This window comes from Enterobacter sp. CFEC122, assembly GCF_052983755.1.
Map to the genome: position 1 here is coordinate 62934 of NZ_JBRIQR010000022.1, position 14935 is coordinate 77868.

Annotated in this window: 16 protein-coding genes and 1 pseudogene; 3 read left to right on the forward strand and 14 right to left on the reverse strand. The window is 56.5% G+C overall.

Annotated features, from left to right (window positions below; translation table 11 throughout):
* Window positions 1-10 precede the first annotated feature (10 nt).
* Entirely contained in the window at window positions 11-1561 is a 1551-nt protein-coding gene (gene mltF / locus ACVCAM_RS16180) for a membrane-bound lytic murein transglycosylase MltF (protein WP_407223591.1), read from the forward strand.
* Here the strand turns inward: mltF and tadA are convergent.
* The 4 genes and pseudogenes from tadA to murQ form a co-directional block, all read right to left on the reverse strand.
* Complete coding sequence (tadA, locus tag ACVCAM_RS16185) at window positions 1449-1988, reverse strand: tRNA adenosine(34) deaminase TadA (protein ID WP_008502172.1); 540 nt, start codon at window positions 1986-1988, stop codon at window positions 1449-1451. The two genes, mltF and tadA, sit on opposite strands and share 113 nt — an antisense overlap.
* A gap of 24 nt (window positions 1989-2012) precedes the next feature.
* Entirely contained in the window at window positions 2013-2648 is a 636-nt protein-coding gene (yfhb, locus tag ACVCAM_RS16190; protein WP_021241877.1) for a phosphatidylglycerophosphatase C, read from the reverse strand.
* 3 nt (window positions 2649-2651) lie between these two features.
* Window positions 2652-4013: pseudogene (locus tag ACVCAM_RS16195) on the reverse strand (PTS transporter subunit EIIC).
* An 11-nt stretch (window positions 4014-4024) separates the two neighbouring features.
* Entirely contained in the window at window positions 4025-4918 is an 894-nt protein-coding gene (gene murQ, locus ACVCAM_RS16200; RefSeq protein ID WP_046091439.1) for an N-acetylmuramic acid 6-phosphate etherase, read from the reverse strand.
* 117 nt (window positions 4919-5035) lie between these two features.
* Between murQ and ACVCAM_RS16205 the strand changes: the two genes are divergently transcribed.
* Together ACVCAM_RS16205 and ACVCAM_RS16210 are read left to right on the forward strand one after the other, a co-directional pair.
* A complete protein-coding gene (locus tag ACVCAM_RS16205) occupies window positions 5036-5884 on the forward strand; it encodes a MurR/RpiR family transcriptional regulator (RefSeq protein ID WP_023294330.1) in 849 nt (282 codons plus the stop codon).
* Between the two features lie 46 nt (window positions 5885-5930).
* On the forward strand, window positions 5931-6191 hold the full coding sequence (locus tag ACVCAM_RS16210) for a YfhL family 4Fe-4S dicluster ferredoxin (protein WP_008502177.1): 261 nt from the start codon (window positions 5931-5933) through the stop codon (window positions 6189-6191).
* On the opposite strand, the gene acpS is transcribed toward ACVCAM_RS16210, so the two are convergent.
* The 10 genes from acpS to rseA form a co-directional block, all read right to left on the reverse strand.
* On the reverse strand, window positions 6188-6568 hold the full coding sequence (gene acpS, locus ACVCAM_RS16215; RefSeq protein WP_008502178.1) for a holo-ACP synthase: 381 nt from the start codon (window positions 6566-6568) through the stop codon (window positions 6188-6190). The two genes, ACVCAM_RS16210 and acpS, sit on opposite strands and share 4 nt — an antisense overlap.
* A complete protein-coding gene (gene pdxJ, locus ACVCAM_RS16220; protein WP_023325885.1) occupies window positions 6568-7299 on the reverse strand; it encodes a pyridoxine 5'-phosphate synthase in 732 nt (243 codons plus the stop codon). The genes acpS and pdxJ overlap by 1 nt, the downstream gene beginning before the upstream one ends.
* Before the next feature lie 33 nt (window positions 7300-7332).
* Window positions 7333-8040: a DNA repair protein RecO gene (gene recO, locus ACVCAM_RS16225; RefSeq protein WP_008502180.1), complete on the reverse strand. Its 708-nt coding sequence runs from the start codon at window positions 8038-8040 to the stop codon at window positions 7333-7335.
* Between the two features lie 17 nt (window positions 8041-8057).
* Window positions 8058-8963, reverse strand: a complete 906-nt coding sequence (gene era, locus ACVCAM_RS16230; RefSeq protein WP_008502181.1) for a GTPase Era — start codon at window positions 8961-8963, stop codon at window positions 8058-8060.
* Window positions 8960-9640 (reverse strand): ribonuclease III, encoded by a 681-nt coding sequence (rnc, locus tag ACVCAM_RS16235; protein ID WP_003860711.1) that lies wholly within the window; start codon window positions 9638-9640, stop codon window positions 8960-8962. The genes era and rnc overlap by 4 nt, the downstream gene beginning before the upstream one ends.
* Window positions 9641-9862: 222 nt before the next feature.
* A complete protein-coding gene (gene lepB, locus ACVCAM_RS16240) occupies window positions 9863-10837 on the reverse strand; it encodes a signal peptidase I (RefSeq protein ID WP_008502182.1) in 975 nt (324 codons plus the stop codon).
* A gap of 15 nt (window positions 10838-10852) precedes the next feature.
* Window positions 10853-12652, reverse strand: a complete 1800-nt coding sequence (gene lepA / locus ACVCAM_RS16245) for a translation elongation factor 4 (RefSeq protein WP_008502183.1) — start codon at window positions 12650-12652, stop codon at window positions 10853-10855.
* Window positions 12653-12836: 184 nt separating this feature from the next.
* Entirely contained in the window at window positions 12837-13313 is a 477-nt protein-coding gene (rseC, locus tag ACVCAM_RS16250) for a SoxR-reducing system protein RseC (protein WP_032653064.1), read from the reverse strand.
* Entirely contained in the window at window positions 13310-14263 is a 954-nt protein-coding gene (gene rseB, locus ACVCAM_RS16255) for a sigma-E factor regulatory protein RseB (protein ID WP_008502185.1), read from the reverse strand. The genes rseC and rseB overlap by 4 nt, the downstream gene beginning before the upstream one ends.
* Window positions 14263-14913, reverse strand: coding sequence for an anti-sigma-E factor RseA (gene rseA, locus ACVCAM_RS16260; protein WP_008502186.1), 651 nt, complete (start codon window positions 14911-14913; stop codon window positions 14263-14265). Before rseA ends, rseB begins: the two co-directional genes overlap by 1 nt.
* Between the last annotated feature and the right edge of the window lie 22 nt (window positions 14914-14935).

Genomic DNA, 14935 nt, shown 5'->3' on the forward strand with positions numbered 1-14935 from the left:
AATTAACTAATTGAAAAAATTAAAGATTAATTATCTGCTCATCGGCATTGTAACGTTGCTGTTGGCAGTGGCCCTCTGGCCTTCCATCCCCTGGATCGGCAAAGCCGAAAACCGTATCGCCGCCATTCAGGAGCGGGGGGAATTGCGCGTCAGTACCCTCAACTCTCCGCTGATTTACAGCGACATCAACGGCAAAATCATTGGACTGGATTATGAACTGGCACAGCAGTTCGCCGATTACCTTGGCGTAAAGCTGAAAATCACCGTCCGCCAGAATATCAACCAGCTGTTTGACGACCTCGATAACGACGATGCCGATATGCTGGCCGCCGGGCTGGTGTATAACAGCGAGCGCAGCAAAAACTATCAGCCAGGCCCGACCTACTACTCCGTTTCGCAGCAGTTGGTTTACCGCGTCGGGAGCCTGCGCCCGCGCTCGCTGGCGTCGATTAACGATCGGCAGCTAACGATTGCCCCCGGACACGTGGTAATTGACGATCTGCGCGAGCTCAAGGAGAAGAAATATCCGGACCTGAGCTGGACGGTGGATGCGAAACTCGGCACGACGGAGCTGCTGGAGCAGGTAAAAGATCAGAAAGTTCCTTACACCATCGCCGATTCGGTCGCGATCAGCCTGTTCCAGCGCGTGCATCCTGAAATCGCCGTGGCGCTGGACGTCACCGACGAGCAGCCTGTGACCTGGTTTACTCAGCTCGATGACGATCAGACCCTCTCTGCCGCGATGCTCGATTTCTTCAACACCATGAATGAAGACGGTACGCTGGCGCGCCTGGAGGAGAAGTACCTCGGTCATGGTGATGACTTTGACTACGTTGATACCCGCAGCTTCCTGCGTGCGGTAGACAGCGTCCTGCCGGACCTGCAGCCGCTGTTCGAAAAATACGCCCAGGAAATTGACTGGAAACTGCTGGCGGCTATTTCTTATCAGGAATCCCACTGGGATACCCAGGCCACGTCTCCGACTGGCGTACGTGGTTTGATGATGTTAACCAAAAATACCGCGCTGAGCCTGGGCGTCAATGACCGTACCGATGCGGAACAGAGCATCAGCGGCGGCGCGCGCTACCTGCAGGATATGATGGCCAAAGTCCCGGAAACGGTGCCGGAAGAGGAGCGGATCTGGTTCGCGCTGGCGGCCTACAATATGGGCTATGCGCATATGCTGGATGCGCGAGCGCTGACGGCCAAAACGAAAGGCAACCCGGACAGCTGGTCAGACGTAAAACAGCGGCTGCCGCTGCTGAGCCAGAAGCCATGGTATAACAAGCTGACGTACGGCTACGCGCGCGGGCATGAAGCCTACGCTTACGTGGAAAATATCCGTAAATATCAGATTAGCCTGGTCGGGTATCTGCTGGAGAAAGAGAAAGAGGCGCCAGAGGCCAAACGGCTGGCCCAAAGCTACCCTGCCGTGGCGCCGGACGAGCTTAACCGTCCGTCGGCTTCAATTCTGCCTTTTGCTGCTTTTTCTGCTGACGGCGCATTCGAAAGAAATCGCTTAATAGCCCCGAACACTCTGGTGCAAGCACCCCGCCGATAGTCTTTACCTGGTGGTTCATCCCCGGATGACCCAGCACGTCCATCAGCGAACCGGCCGCACCGGTTTTTTCATCCCGCGCACCGAAGACCAGAGTCCCGATCCGGCTGTGCACCATCGCCCCGGAGCACATTACGCACGGCTCCAGCGTCACATACAGCGTGGTATCAAGCAGGCGATAGTTTTGCAGCACCAGACCGCCCTGACGAAGCGCCATGATTTCGGCGTGCGCCGTCGGATCGTGGCGGCCAATGGGACGGTTCCACCCTTCACCAATCACCTGGTTATTGTGGACCAGCACGGCGCCCACGGGCACTTCGCCCTCGTCCCAGGCACGCTGAGCGAGCGTCAGCGCATGACGCATCCAGTATTCATGTGAGAATTCAGGGTTGGACAACGGTTGATACTCCAGTCGAAAAGCGGGCGGCATTATACACACCCCTTATGGATAAGACTATTCGAGTTGCTGAAGTTCACCTGATGGCGTGACGCGCCAGCGGTGCTGGCAAAAATAGAGCAGCGGGTTGTCCTGCTTGCTGTCGCTGTAGCCGCTGTACAGGCGCAGTGGCGTGCCGATACGTTTTTCCAGCTGGACCACTTTTTCATGCCCCAGGCAGCGCATCGTCAGCACCCAACCGCCGTAGCCGCGGGCAATTTGCGTGGCGATAAGATTCACGCGCGGTAGCCAGGGGGTATCAAAGTAGACCTGCTCCACCAGCGTCTGCGGGGAGCCGGTAATCAGCCAGATGTCGGCATCGTTCGCGTCGAGGTAGCCGGTCAGGCGCGCCTGCACCACCGGGAATGCGGCAACGTGGCCGCGGAACCACTGCGCAAAATCCTGCTCGAGCTGTTTAAGCCGCGCTTCGCTGTGCCCAAACGTACATCCCCACAGCAGCAGGCTCATCGGCCATCGCGCCGCACGGCCTTTCACCAGCAGCGCGATCCCGATAACCGGTAAGAGCGGTAGCACGAGCAGCGCATTCAGAGGCTGACGCCGCAGCAGGTAACGCATAAACGTACCAAACATATCCTGCTGATGCAGCGTGCCATCCAGGTCGAAAAAGACAACGCGACGCCCGTGATTTGCCAAACCTTACTCCTCTGGGTCGTTGAAACCTAATAGCCAGGTAAACAGGAACCCGGCGATCACCGCTACTAAATAGCCTAACAGATAGAGCACCACTTTTCCGGTCACGATGGTTAATGCCAGCGGTAACCCCGAGAGACCAAAGGTGATGACGGTGGCAACTTTCCAGTAGCTGATCAGCGCCCCGCCTACCGCGCCGCCCAGACAGGCCGCGAGGAACGGTTTACCCAGCGGCAGCGTAACACCGAAAATCAGCGGCTCGCCAATGCCGAGCAGTCCGACCGGGAGTGCGCCTTTAATCATTTTTTTCAGACGCGCGTTGCGGGTTTTCATCAGTACCGCAATTGCCGCACCGACCTGCCCTACACCCGCCATCGACAGGATAGGCAGCAGCGCGTTATAGCCGTGCGCCTGCACCAGCTCGACGTGGATTGGAACCAGCCCCTGATGCAGGCCGGTCAGCACCAGCGGCAGGAAAGTACCCGACAGCACCGCGCCCACTAACAGGCCGCCGCGGTCAATCGCCAGCGACGCACCGTGGGCGATGGCCTCAGAGATCCACCCGCCTAACGGCTGGAGGGCCACAATCGCTACGCTACCGGTAATCAGCGTGGTCAGCAGCGGGTTGAGAATCAGCTCGATGGAGCCTGGCAGAACCGCGCGCAGCCGTTTCTCGATCCAGCACATCAGGATGACCACCAGCAGCACCGCGATCACCCCGCCGCGGCCCGGCTGAAGCGCCTCACCAAACAGCGTAATCTGCGCCAGCTGCGGGCTGGACAAGATGCCCGCCATCACCCCGCCCATCGCCAGCGATCAGCCAAACACCTTCGCGGTATTCACCCCGACCAGAATGTTCATGATGGCGAACACCGCGCTGCCGAAGATCCCGAGAATCCCCAGCAGGTTCGGATACTGCGTGGCGAAATCCCCCACAATATCCGGGCGCTTGAGGATATTGATGATCCCGGTGATCAGGCCTGAGGCAATAAACGCCGGGATCAGCGGAATAAAGACATTTGCCAGCTGTCGCAGCGCATCGCTCATGGGGGCTTTGTATTTCGCCTTTGCCTGGGCTTTGGTGCGCTCAGCATCGTCAATCGATACGCTCGCACTCACGCCCATCAGCGCGCGCATGGCATCGACAACCTGCGCCGCTTTCCCTGGGCCGACGATCAGCTGGTGCTGCTGCCCCTGTTTCACGTAGCCGCTGACGCCGGAAAGCTGCTTCAGACCCGGCACGTCAAGCTGGTCGTCGTCATGCACCTCGACGCGCACGCGCGTCATGCAGTTTTCGAGACGCTGAATATTTTGTTCCCCACCAATCCCCTGCAGGATGCCGCTGGCGAGCGCTGCTGTTTTGTCCATACACGCCTCTGTTAGTGTTCTAATGCCGCCCGTAAGAAACCGTTATGCGCATCGAGTTTGGCTCTTGCGGCCGCCGCATCCAGCCCGCTTAAGATCATCAAAATGGCCGGTTTAACATCGTGATCGGTCTGTTTGAGTACCGCTTCCGCCTCTTCGCGGCCTGCGCCCGTCGCCTCCATCACCATGCGGCAGGCTCTGTCCACCAGCTTGACGTTGGTGGCCTGCATATCCACCATCAGGTTCTGATACACCTTGCCGAACTTCACCATCGCGCCGGTGGAGATCATATTGAGCACCAGCTTTTGCGCGGTCCCGGATTTCAGGCGCGTGGAGCCGGTGAGCGCTTCCGGCCCGACAACTGGCGAGATAGCAATAGCGGCCACCTGCGCAATCGGTGAGCCAGGGTTGCAGGAGATGGCGACCGTCGTGCAGCCGGTCTGGTTGGCGTATTCCAGCCCGCCAATCACGTACGGCGTACGCCCGGATGCCGCCAGCCCGACCACCAGATCCTTCGCCGCTAGATTAAGATCCTTCAGGTCATCCTCGCCCAGCTGTTTGTTGTCTTCCGCCCCTTCAACGGCTTTCAGCAGCGCACCGGGGCCACCGGCGATCAGCCCAACTACCAGACCATGCGGGACCCCAAAGGTTGGCGGACATTCTGACGCGTCCAGGACCCCTAAACGCCCGCTGGTCCCCGCCCCCATGTAAATAATGCGTCCACCGGTCTTGAGGGCTTCCGCAGCCGCATCGACCGCTTTCGCCACCTCTGGTAATGTCTCTTTCACTGCCTGCGCGACCAGCGTATCCTGTTGATTAAAGCGGTTAACCAGCTCCAGGGTGGAGAGCGCATCCAGATCCATGGTTTGCGGGTTACGTGTTTCAGAAACAAGTGAGCCAAGATTCATTTTTGTACCTCAAGAATTTTTAATTCATAATAATCACACTATAATGGAATATAAAATTCATTCAGGCGAGCAAAATCCGTATTTGCGCAGATAATCACATTTTCGCCAGGAGACCGTATGAACTGTTTAATTCGCATTCGCCAGCGCTACGCAGGCTTTGCCCAAAGCGACAAGAAGCTGGCGGATTTTCTGCTTTCTCAACCCGACCACGCGCGCCATCTCAGCTCGCAGCAGCTGGCGAGTGAAGCCGGGGTGAGCCAGTCCAGCGTGGTGAAATTTGCGCAGAAGATTGGCTTTAAGGGATTCCCCGCCCTCAAGCTGGCGATCAGTGAAGCGCTGGTCAGTAACCCTAACCCGCAGTCCATGCCGGTGCATAATCAGATCCGCGGAGACGATCCGATGCGGCTGGTCGGCGAAAAGCTGATCAAAGAGAACGTGGCGGCCATGCATGCGACGCTCGATGTGAATACGGAAGAGAAGCTGCTGGAGAGCGTGGCGATGCTGCGCGGCGCGCGGCGGATCGTTCTGACCGGCATCGGCGCGTCCGGACTTGTGGCGCGTAACTTTGGCTGGAAGCTGACAAAAATTGGCCTTAACGCCATCGTCGAGCAGGATATGCACGCCCTGCTGGCGACCGTACAGGCGATGGATCCTGACGATCTGCTGCTGGCGATCTCCTATTCCGGCGAGCGCCGCGAGATCAACATGGCCACCGACGAAGTCCTGCGCGTCGGCGGTAAAATTCTGGCGATCACCGGTTTTACGCCGAATGCCCTACAGCAGCGGGCCACGCGCTGTTTATATACCATTGCCGAGGAACAGGCCACGCGCAGCGCGGCTATCTCGTCCACCAGCGCACAAATGATGCTGACGGACCTGCTGTTTATGGCACTGGTGCAGCAGGATCTGGAGCGTGCGCCCGAGCGCATTCGCCACAGCGAAGAACTGGTAAAGAAACTGGTTTGACGCGTATAATGCCCGCCCAGTTTGTGTTGTTTCTGAGAATTTCCTGATGGCGCTGTTAATTACCAAAAAATGCATTAATTGCGATATGTGCGAGCCCGAATGCCCGAACCAGGCCATTTCGATGGGCGACAGCATTTATGAGATTAACAGCGACCGCTGCACCGAATGCATCGGCCACTATGAGACGCCGACCTGTCAGAAAGTGTGCCCGATCCCCAATACCATCCTGAAGGATCCGGCACACGTCGAGAGCGAAGAGCAGCTGTGGGATAAGTTTGTCCTGATGCACCACGCGGACAAACTTTAACTTTCGATGATCACCGTTGCGCTGGCATAGTGACGCTCATCCGCGATCGTCACGTGGACGTGATTCACGCCGAGCTTCTCTGCCAGCTTTTGCGCCTCGCCCCATAAACGCAGGCTTGGCTTACCCAGCTCATCGTTAAACACTTCAAACTGGTTGAACGCCAGACCATTACGAATGCCGGTCCCGAAGGCTTTGGCGGCCGCCTCTTTTACCGCAAAACGCTTCGCCAGAAAACGCACCGGCTGCTGATGCGCTTCCCAGATGGCCCATTCGTTATCGCTCAGCACGCGCCTTGCGAGGCGATCGCCGCTGCGGGCGATCACCGCTTCAATACGGGCTATTTCCACGATATCGGTGCCTAAGCCCAGAATGGCCATTACTGACGCGCTTCCAGCATCAGGCGTTTCATCTCGGCGACCGCCTCTTTCAGGCCGCTCATCACCGCGCGGCCAACGATCGCGTGACCGATGTTCAGCTCGTGCATTTCCGGGATGGCGGCAATGGCCTTCACGTTATGGTAGGTCAGGCCGTGACCGGCATTGACCTTCAGACCCAGGCTCGCCGCGTAGGTGGCCGCTTTAGCAATACGCTCCAGCTCTTTCGCCTGCTCGGCATCGTTTTTGGCATCGGCATAGCAGCCGGTGTGAATTTCGATATACGGCGCGCCCACGTCGGCTGCCGCTTTAATCTGAGTGAAGTCGGCGTCAATAAACAGCGAAACCAGGATACCGGCATCAGCCAGGCGCTTGCAGGCATCGCGCATTTTGTCGAGCTGGCCGGCCACGTCCAGACCGCCTTCGGTCGTGACTTCCTGGCGTTTTTCCGGCACCAGGCAGCAGAAGTGCGGCTGGGTCTCACAGGCAATCGCCAGCATCTCTTCGGTGACCGCCATCTCCAGATTCATACGGGTGTCCAGCGTCTGACGCAGAATGCGAACGTCGCGGTCGGTGATGTGGCGACGGTCTTCACGCAGGTGAACGGTAATGCCGTCGGCGCCAGCCTGTTCAGCGATAAACGCCGCCTGAACCGGATCGGGATACGCCGTGCCGCGCGCATTACGCAGCGTGGCGATGTGATCGATGTTGACGCCTAACAGTAATTCAGCCATGACAATCCTCGGTTTTCTTTTCGATTCTGTGGTCTAACGTTTCGGCACAAACTGCCTGAATAATTCGCGGCTCTTTAAGGGCTTGCCGCCAAGATACGGCTTGAGGGCAATCCGGGTAAAGCGTTTTGCTGCGCGCAGGGTATCCTGATCGGGAAACTCGCGCTCATAAAGCGCCCTGAGCTGACGCCCGGTAAAGGTGCTGTTGTCGATCACGACGCTGGCAATGAAGCCTTTTTCTTCACGGTAGCGGTAGGTCATGGTGTCTTCCACTTCGTCACCGCTGCCCGCACAGTGCAGAAAATCGACCCCGTACCCAAGATGGCCCAGCAGCGCCAGCTCAAAACGCCGCAGCGCAGGCTCGGGCGTACCGGTTGCGCCAGCCAGCGCCTGGATACAGTGGAGATAATCAAAGAAAAGTTCAGAGAAGCGGGTCTCATGTTCAAGAACGCGTGAGATGAGTTCATTGACATACAGACCGCTGTAGAGCGTGATGCCGGAGAGAGGAAGCGCCAGGGAGACGGCTTCGGCGCTGCGCAGGGTTTTGACTTCCCCTCGCCCACCAAAGCGGACCAGCAACGGCGTGAAAGGCTGTAAGGCACCTTTCAGGTTAGAACGTTTGGAACGTGCGCCTTTTGCAACAAGGCGCACGCGGCCCGACTCTTCCGTGAAGACGTCCAGCATCAAGCTGGTTTCGCTCCAGGGACGACTATGCAGGACAAAGGCACGCTGCCATCCATCCATATGCTCGTCGTCTTGTGTTACTGGTCTTCGCCGTAACCGAGGCTGCGCAGAGCACGCTCATCATCGGCCCAGCCAGATTTCACTTTCACCCACAGTTCAAGGTGAACCGGCGCTTCGAACATCTCCTGCATGTCCTTTCGGGCTTCGATGCCGATGGTTTTGATCTTGGCGCCTTTATTGCCGATCACCATCTTCTTCTGCCCTTCACGCTCAACGAGGATCAGGCCGTTGATGTCGTAGCCGCCACGCTCGTTGCTCTGGAAACGCTCGATCTCCACCGTCACAGAGTACGGCAGTTCAGCGCCCAGGAAACGCATCAGCTTTTCACGGATGATTTCAGACGCCATAAAGCGCTGAGAGCGATCGGTGATGTACTCTTCCGGGAAGTGATGAATCGCTTCCGGCAGATGTTTGCGCACGATGCCCGCGATGGTATCCACGTTCAGACCCGTCTCCGCAGACAGCGGAACGATGTCGAGGAAGTTCATCTGGCTACCGAGCCACTGCAGATGCGGCAGCAGATCGGCCTTTTCCTGCACGTTGTCAACTTTGTTGACGGCGAGGATGACCGGCGTTTTGCCGTCGCGCAGCTTGTTCAGCACCATCTCGTCGTCCGGCGTCCAGCGGGTGCCTTCCACAACGAAAATCACCAGCTCCACGTCGCCAATCGAGCTGCTCGCCGCCTTGTTCATCAGACGGTTGATGGCACGCTTCTCTTCCATGTGCAGGCCCGGGGTATCGACGTAGATCGCCTGATACGCGCCTTCAGTATGGATACCGACGATGCGGTGACGCGTGGTCTGTGCCTTACGCGAGGTGATAGAAATCTTCTGCCCAAGCAGATTATTCAACAGGGTGGATTTGCCGACGTTCGGACGTCCGACGATGGCAATAAATCCGCAATAGGTCTTTTCTTCGCTCATTCCAGCTCCAGCATTTTTAACGCCTGTTCGGCGGCAGCCTGTTCAGCCTTACGACGGCTTGAACCTGTGCCCACCACCGGTTCACTCAGGCCACTGACCTGGCAATGGATGGTAAATTCCTGATCGTGCGCTTCGCCACGAACCTGCACCACCAGATAAGATGGCAGCGGCAGATGACGGCCCTGCAAATATTCCTGCAGACGCGTTTTGGGATCTTTTTGTTTATCGCCCGGGCTGATTTCGTCCAGACGGGTCTGATACCAGTTCAGGATCAGCTTTTCGACGGTCTGGATATCGCTGTCCAGGAACACACCACCAATTAATGCTTCGACCGTATCGGCAAGAATAGATTCACGACGGAAGCCGCCGCTTTTCAGTTCACCCGGCCCAAGACGCAGACATTCGCCCAGCTCAAATTCGCGCGCGATTTCCGCAAGGGTATTACCCCGAACCAGCGTGGCACGCATGCGGCTCATATCACCTTCATCCACGCGCGGGAAACGATGATAAAGCGCATTCGCAATCACGAAACTTAAAATAGAGTCGCCTAAAAACTCGAGACGCTCATTATGTTTGCTGCTGGCACTGCGGTGGGTTAATGCCTGTTGCAACAACTCCTGATGATGAAAAGTGTAGCCCAGCTTCCGTTGAAGCCGATTAATTACGATGGGGTTCATGCGATACCAATAAATGAATGCGTCAAAAATGCAGCACACGAAACCGACCTGAGAAAACCAACGCGGTTTCGTGTGCCGTGGCACCCTTGCAGGGCCAACCTTAAACTTCGGGGGAATATTCTATACACAACGACAGGGGATGTCGTTAGTTCGAAGAGATTTATCGGTGAAATAATTCATGTAGCCGCGTTAATTCGCGGCTACACGTTCATTTAGTGAGAATTAATGGATTCCGCCAATACGATTCAGGCGTACGCCGGTCGGCCATTCGCCTTCCTGCTTCTCAAAACTCATCCAGATTGCGGTCGCTTTACCCACCAGATTCGCTTCCGGCACAAAGCCCCAGTAACGGCTGTCCGCAGAATTATCGCGGTTGTCACCCATCATGAAGTAATGGCCTGGCGGTACAATCCAGCTTGCCAGCTGCTGGCCCGGCTGACGATAGTACATACCCACTTGATCCTGCGCGATTGGCACGGTGAGGATCCGGTGCGTCACGTCACCTAGCGTCTCTTTGCGCTCAACCAGACGAATACCGTTATCTTTGGTTTCGCCTTTCGGTACCTGGAAGAATCCGCTGCTCGCTTCGCCGCCGTTGTGACGGGCAAAGGTCTGCACAAAGTCACTTGGCTCAACGTTCGAGTAAGTGATTGGCAGCGCGTTTTCACATGCAGTACCGGAGCTGCAGCCTGGCTGAACGGTGACTTCTTTCGCAACCGGATCGTAAGTCACTTTGTCACCCGGCAGACCTACCGCGCGCTTGATGTAGTCCAGGCGCGGATCTTCCGGATATTTGAACACCACGATGTCGCCACGTTTCGGATGACCGGTCTCGATCAGCGTTTTCTGGTAGATCGGATCTTTAATGCCGTAGGCAAACTTCTCTACCAGAATAAAATCACCAATCAGCAGCGTTGGCATCATTGAACCTGATGGGATCTGGAACGGTTCGTAAATAAACGAACGTACCACCAGCACAATCGCCAGCACCGGAAACACCGAGGCGCCCGTTTCCAGCCAGCCCGGTTTCGGACCGACCTTCTTCAGGGTTTTCGCGTCAATACCATCGCCAGTGGCTGCCTGTGCGGCAGCCTGACGTTCACGACGTTTTGGGGCGAAGATAAACTTATCCAGACACCACAGCAGACCTGTCACCAGGGTAGCAATGACCAGGATCAGGGCAAACATGTTCGCCATGCCAACTCCTTAGGGTTATTTGCCGTCTTTACCAACATGAAGGATGGCAAGGAATGCTTCCTGCGGCAGCTCGACGTTACCGACCTGCTTCATACGCTTCTTACCTTCTTTCTGCTTCTGCAGCAGCTTTTTCTTACGGCTGACGTCACCGCCATAGCACTTCGCCAGAACGTTTTTACGCAGCTGTTTCACGGTAGAACGCGCGATAATGTGGTTGCCAATGGCCGCCTGAATCGCGATATCGAACTGCTGACGCGGGATCAGATCTTTCATCTTCTCAACCAGCTCGCGGCCACGGTATGGCGCATTGTCGTTGTGGGTGATCAGCGCCAGCGCATCCACACGCTCGCCGTTGATCAGCACGTCCACACGCACCATGTTGGAGGCCTGGAAGCGTTTGAAGTTGTAATCCAGTGACGCATAGCCACGGGAGGTGGACTTCAGACGGTCGAAGAAGTCGAGTACCACTTCCGCCATCGGGATTTCGTAGGTCAGTGCGACCTGGTTACCGTGGTAAACCATATTGGTCTGCACGCCGCGCTTCTCAATACACAGCGTAATGACGTTACCGAGGAATTCCTGCGGCAGCAGCATGTGACATTCGGCAATAGGCTCACGCAGCTCGTGAATATTGTTCAGCGGCGGCAGCTTGGACGGGCTGTCGACGTAGATCACTTCTTTCGAGGTGGTTTCAACTTCATACACTACCGTCGGCGCGGTGGTGATGAGGTCCAGATCGTATTCACGCTCCAGACGTTCCTGAATGATCTCCATGTGCAGCAGGCCGAGGAAGCCGCAGCGGAAGCCGAAGCCCAGCGCCGTTGAGCTTTCTGGCTCGTAGAACAGGGAGGCATCGTTCAGGCTCAGCTTGCCAAGCGCATCACGGAAGTTTTCGTAGTCGTCAGAGCTGACCGGGAACAGGCCCGCGTAAACCTGCGGTTTCACCTTTTTAAAGCCTGGCAGCGCTTTTTCTGCCGGGTTACGCGCACCGGTCAGGGTATCGCCCACCGGCGCACCGAGGATGTCTTTGATGGCGCACACCAGCCAGCCTACCTCGCCGCATGTCAGCTCGGTACGGTCAACCTGTTTTGGCGTGAAGATACCCAGACGGTCGGCGTTATAGACCTGTCCGGTACTCATAACCTTGATTTTGTCGCCTTTGCGCATGGTGCCGTTTTTAATACGCACCAGGGAGACAACGCCCAGATAGTTATCGAACCAGGAGTCAATAATCAGCGCCTGCAGCGGGGCATCCGGATCGCCTTCCGGGGCCGGAATATCACGTACCAGACGTTCCAGAACGTCGGTCACGCCGACGCCGGTTTTCGCAGAGCAGCGCACGGCATCGGTCGCGTCAATACCGACAATATCTTCAATCTCTTCCGCGACGCGCTCAGGATCGGCGGCTGGCAGGTCAATCTTGTTCAGAACCGGCACAACTTCGAGATCCATTTCCATCGCGGTGTAGCAGTTTGCCAGGGTCTGGGCTTCTACGCCCTGCCCGGCATCGACTACCAGCAGCGCGCCTTCACAGGCCGCGAGCGAGCGTGAAACCTCATAGGAGAAGTCAACGTGGCCTGGGGTGTCGATAAAGTTCAGCTGATAGGTTTCGCCATCAGCCGCCTTGTAATCCAGCGTGACGCTCTGCGCCTTGATGGTGATACCGCGTTCGCGTTCCAGGTCCATGGAGTCCAGAACCTGGGCTTCCATTTCACGATCAGACAGGCCACCGCAAATCTGGATAATACGGTCAGACAGCGTCGACTTACCGTGGTCAATGTGAGCAATGATCGAAAAGTTACGTATGTTCTTCATATAGTTAAATAATTATGCCTTACGAATTCCTGGAGGCCGCTGTTCTTAGCCTGACGTTTTTCAGTGCGAAAACGCAGCATTCTACACTACATCTCCGCTACCTGGAAATGGACTTAGCGCCAGGTATAGCGTGAAGAAAGGACGTTTTCTGTTTTAAGACGTAAAAATGACAAAGCCCGATGAATCACCGGGCCTCAGAAGAGAGCGTCTCAACGCGAAGCTGGTCTGGCGCCAGCCCAACGCTGAGAATGACAGGCTGCCACTCCTCGCGCGCGGCAAGCGTCGGGGAGAGGCCTTTGGCAAGCCAGAATCCCCCCAGCCCCCCTAATGCGGCACCGCACATGGCGGCTCCGTCGGTGCCAAACAGCATCTGGAAAACGCCGCCCATAATAAACAGCCCGATCAGCGGAGAGAGATAGACCAGCATGGCGGAGCTGAGCAGACTGCCTTCCGCGATGCCCAGTTCAACCTTCTGCCCGGCCATCAGCGGCTGTTCGCTCGGCACAGAAATCGTGTGCGAGGTTTGCGGCCCAAGTTTATTCAGCACGCGGCTGCCGCAACCGGCTCGGGATGCGCAGCTATTGCATGAGGCTTTTACATCGCAACTCACCAGCGCAATGCCGTTTTGCCACGAGACTACCGTCGCCCATTCTTTGATCATTGTGCGGCCCTGAATTTAATGCTGTCGGAGATGCGCTTCGCCGTTTGCGGAGGAAGTTCCCCCACAATGGTGATCTCTGCATTATCGCGTACCGTTGTGCTCACCGTACGGCGCCCGGTACGCAGAATTTGTTCAGTGCTGTTTGCCGTTGCGCGATTGATATTCACCGAGAAGCTGAACAAACCATCGGAATAGAGGCGTGATTCCACCGGCGTTTCAATCGTTGGCAGCTGGCGACGGCTGCTGGACACTTCGCTAAATCCTTGCGGGATCCAGGCAGGTACCCAGTTGAAATTAACGGAATCGCCTGCCGGAACGGAAAGCAGCGGCGGCAGGCTGGCCTTAGCCAGATTCTGCATGCTGTTGCCAACCTGGTTGTTCACGCTAAAGGAGATAACGCGGAACTGTTCCAGCGTTTCACCGTCACGGTCAAGCAGGTCTACACGCATGGGGAGTTTGGTTTCCGCGTCAATCCAGACAATATAGCTGTAGCGCGTTCCATCCCGGGCGACAACGCGGATCACCTCACACAGTCTGTCCGCAATACGCGTACGCCCTACCGAAATAAAATCGTAGTAAGGGGCAAGCCGTTTGAAGTCGGTGTAAATGAGTGACGGCAGGGAATCAACGATATAGTCGCCATTGAGCGTGAAAGGCTCCAGGCCGGGTTCGAAATAGCTGATTTCGTTACCACGCTGGACAACTTCCCGACGCGGGCCATCCATCTGTAAAAGCTGGGCGAGCGGCTGATTATCAAGACGGGCATGGCGATAGCGTAACGACTCGACGCCCTGCTTATTGATGCTGATAAATGCCAACTCGTAATTGAGTGACTGGCTGGCCAGATTCATTTGCTGCAACAACGCCCCGGATGATACATCAGCCGAGGCGTTGGCAGAGAAGAACAGGCTACCCGCCATCAGAGACATGGCGAACCAAAGTTGCTTCATTACTGCGATTGCGTTCCTAAAGTTTGGTTTCCGGGCACCTGCACAGCAGCTTGCTGTGTCTGCGCCTGCTCAAACTGAAGCTGTTCAGAGTGCAGACGACGCTGCAACTCGTAATCCTGCAACATCGCATTAATGCGACGGCGCTGCTCCTGAACCTGCTGTTGCTGGCCGCCGCTGGCGGAAGCATCAGCCGGTACGCCCAGGCTTACCGGGCTGGCTTTGCCCATCATCGGCAGTGTGTTAAACACTGGCGCTTCTGGCTGCTGATTAGTTTCAGACTGAGTATTATAGTGCTGGACGCCAACGATAACTGCAAGCGATACGCATGCAGCCACACCCATTTGGGTAAGCTGGCTGGCCCACGGACGCACCTTTTGCCAGAATGGCATTTTCTGCCACTGGTGAGGTGCGGGTTGAGCTTCAGGAATCAGCGGAGTGGTCTGATGAACAGGCTCATTCTCAATCGCCGCCATGACGCGGGCTGAGATATCGAAATGGAGAACCTCGCCGGTGTCACCGCGGAGGGTGTCACGGATGAGATGGTAACTCTCCCAGGTCTCTTGCATTTCGGGAGAATGAGACAGCTCGTTGAGCAGCTCACTATCCACCGTTTCACCATCCATTAAAGCGGAAAGTTTTTCTTTCTGCATGCCTAATACCTTTTCCAGTATC

Excerpts from the sequence above, each read along its gene's own strand:
- tadA (WP_008502172.1), bottom strand. The coding sequence starts at position 1,988 with ATGCCGCCCGCTTTTCGACTGGAGTATCAACCGTTGTCCAACCCTGAA.
- murQ (WP_046091439.1), bottom strand. The coding sequence starts at position 4,918 with ATGAATCTTGGCTCACTTGTTTCTGAAACACGTAACCCGCAAACCATG.
- ACVCAM_RS16205 (WP_023294330.1), top strand. The coding sequence starts at position 5,036 with ATGAACTGTTTAATTCGCATTCGCCAGCGCTACGCAGGCTTTGCCCAA.
- ACVCAM_RS16210 (WP_008502177.1), top strand. The coding sequence starts at position 5,931 with ATGGCGCTGTTAATTACCAAAAAATGCATTAATTGCGATATGTGCGAG.
- acpS (WP_008502178.1), bottom strand. The coding sequence starts at position 6,568 with ATGGCCATTCTGGGCTTAGGCACCGATATCGTGGAAATAGCCCGTATT.
- pdxJ (WP_023325885.1), bottom strand. The coding sequence starts at position 7,299 with ATGGCTGAATTACTGTTAGGCGTCAACATCGATCACATCGCCACGCTG.
- recO (WP_008502180.1), bottom strand. The coding sequence starts at position 8,040 with ATGGATGGATGGCAGCGTGCCTTTGTCCTGCATAGTCGTCCCTGGAGC.
- era (WP_008502181.1), bottom strand. The coding sequence starts at position 8,963 with ATGAGCGAAGAAAAGACCTATTGCGGATTTATTGCCATCGTCGGACGT.
- rnc (WP_003860711.1), bottom strand. The coding sequence starts at position 9,640 with ATGAACCCCATCGTAATTAATCGGCTTCAACGGAAGCTGGGCTACACT.
- lepB (WP_008502182.1), bottom strand. The coding sequence starts at position 10,837 with ATGGCGAACATGTTTGCCCTGATCCTGGTCATTGCTACCCTGGTGACA.
- lepA (WP_008502183.1), bottom strand. The coding sequence starts at position 12,652 with ATGAAGAACATACGTAACTTTTCGATCATTGCTCACATTGACCACGGT.
- rseC (WP_032653064.1), bottom strand. The coding sequence starts at position 13,313 with ATGATCAAAGAATGGGCGACGGTAGTCTCGTGGCAAAACGGCATTGCG.
- rseB (WP_008502185.1), bottom strand. The coding sequence starts at position 14,263 with ATGAAGCAACTTTGGTTCGCCATGTCTCTGATGGCGGGTAGCCTGTTC.
- rseA (WP_008502186.1), bottom strand. The coding sequence starts at position 14,913 with ATGCAGAAAGAAAAACTTTCCGCTTTAATGGATGGTGAAACGGTGGAT.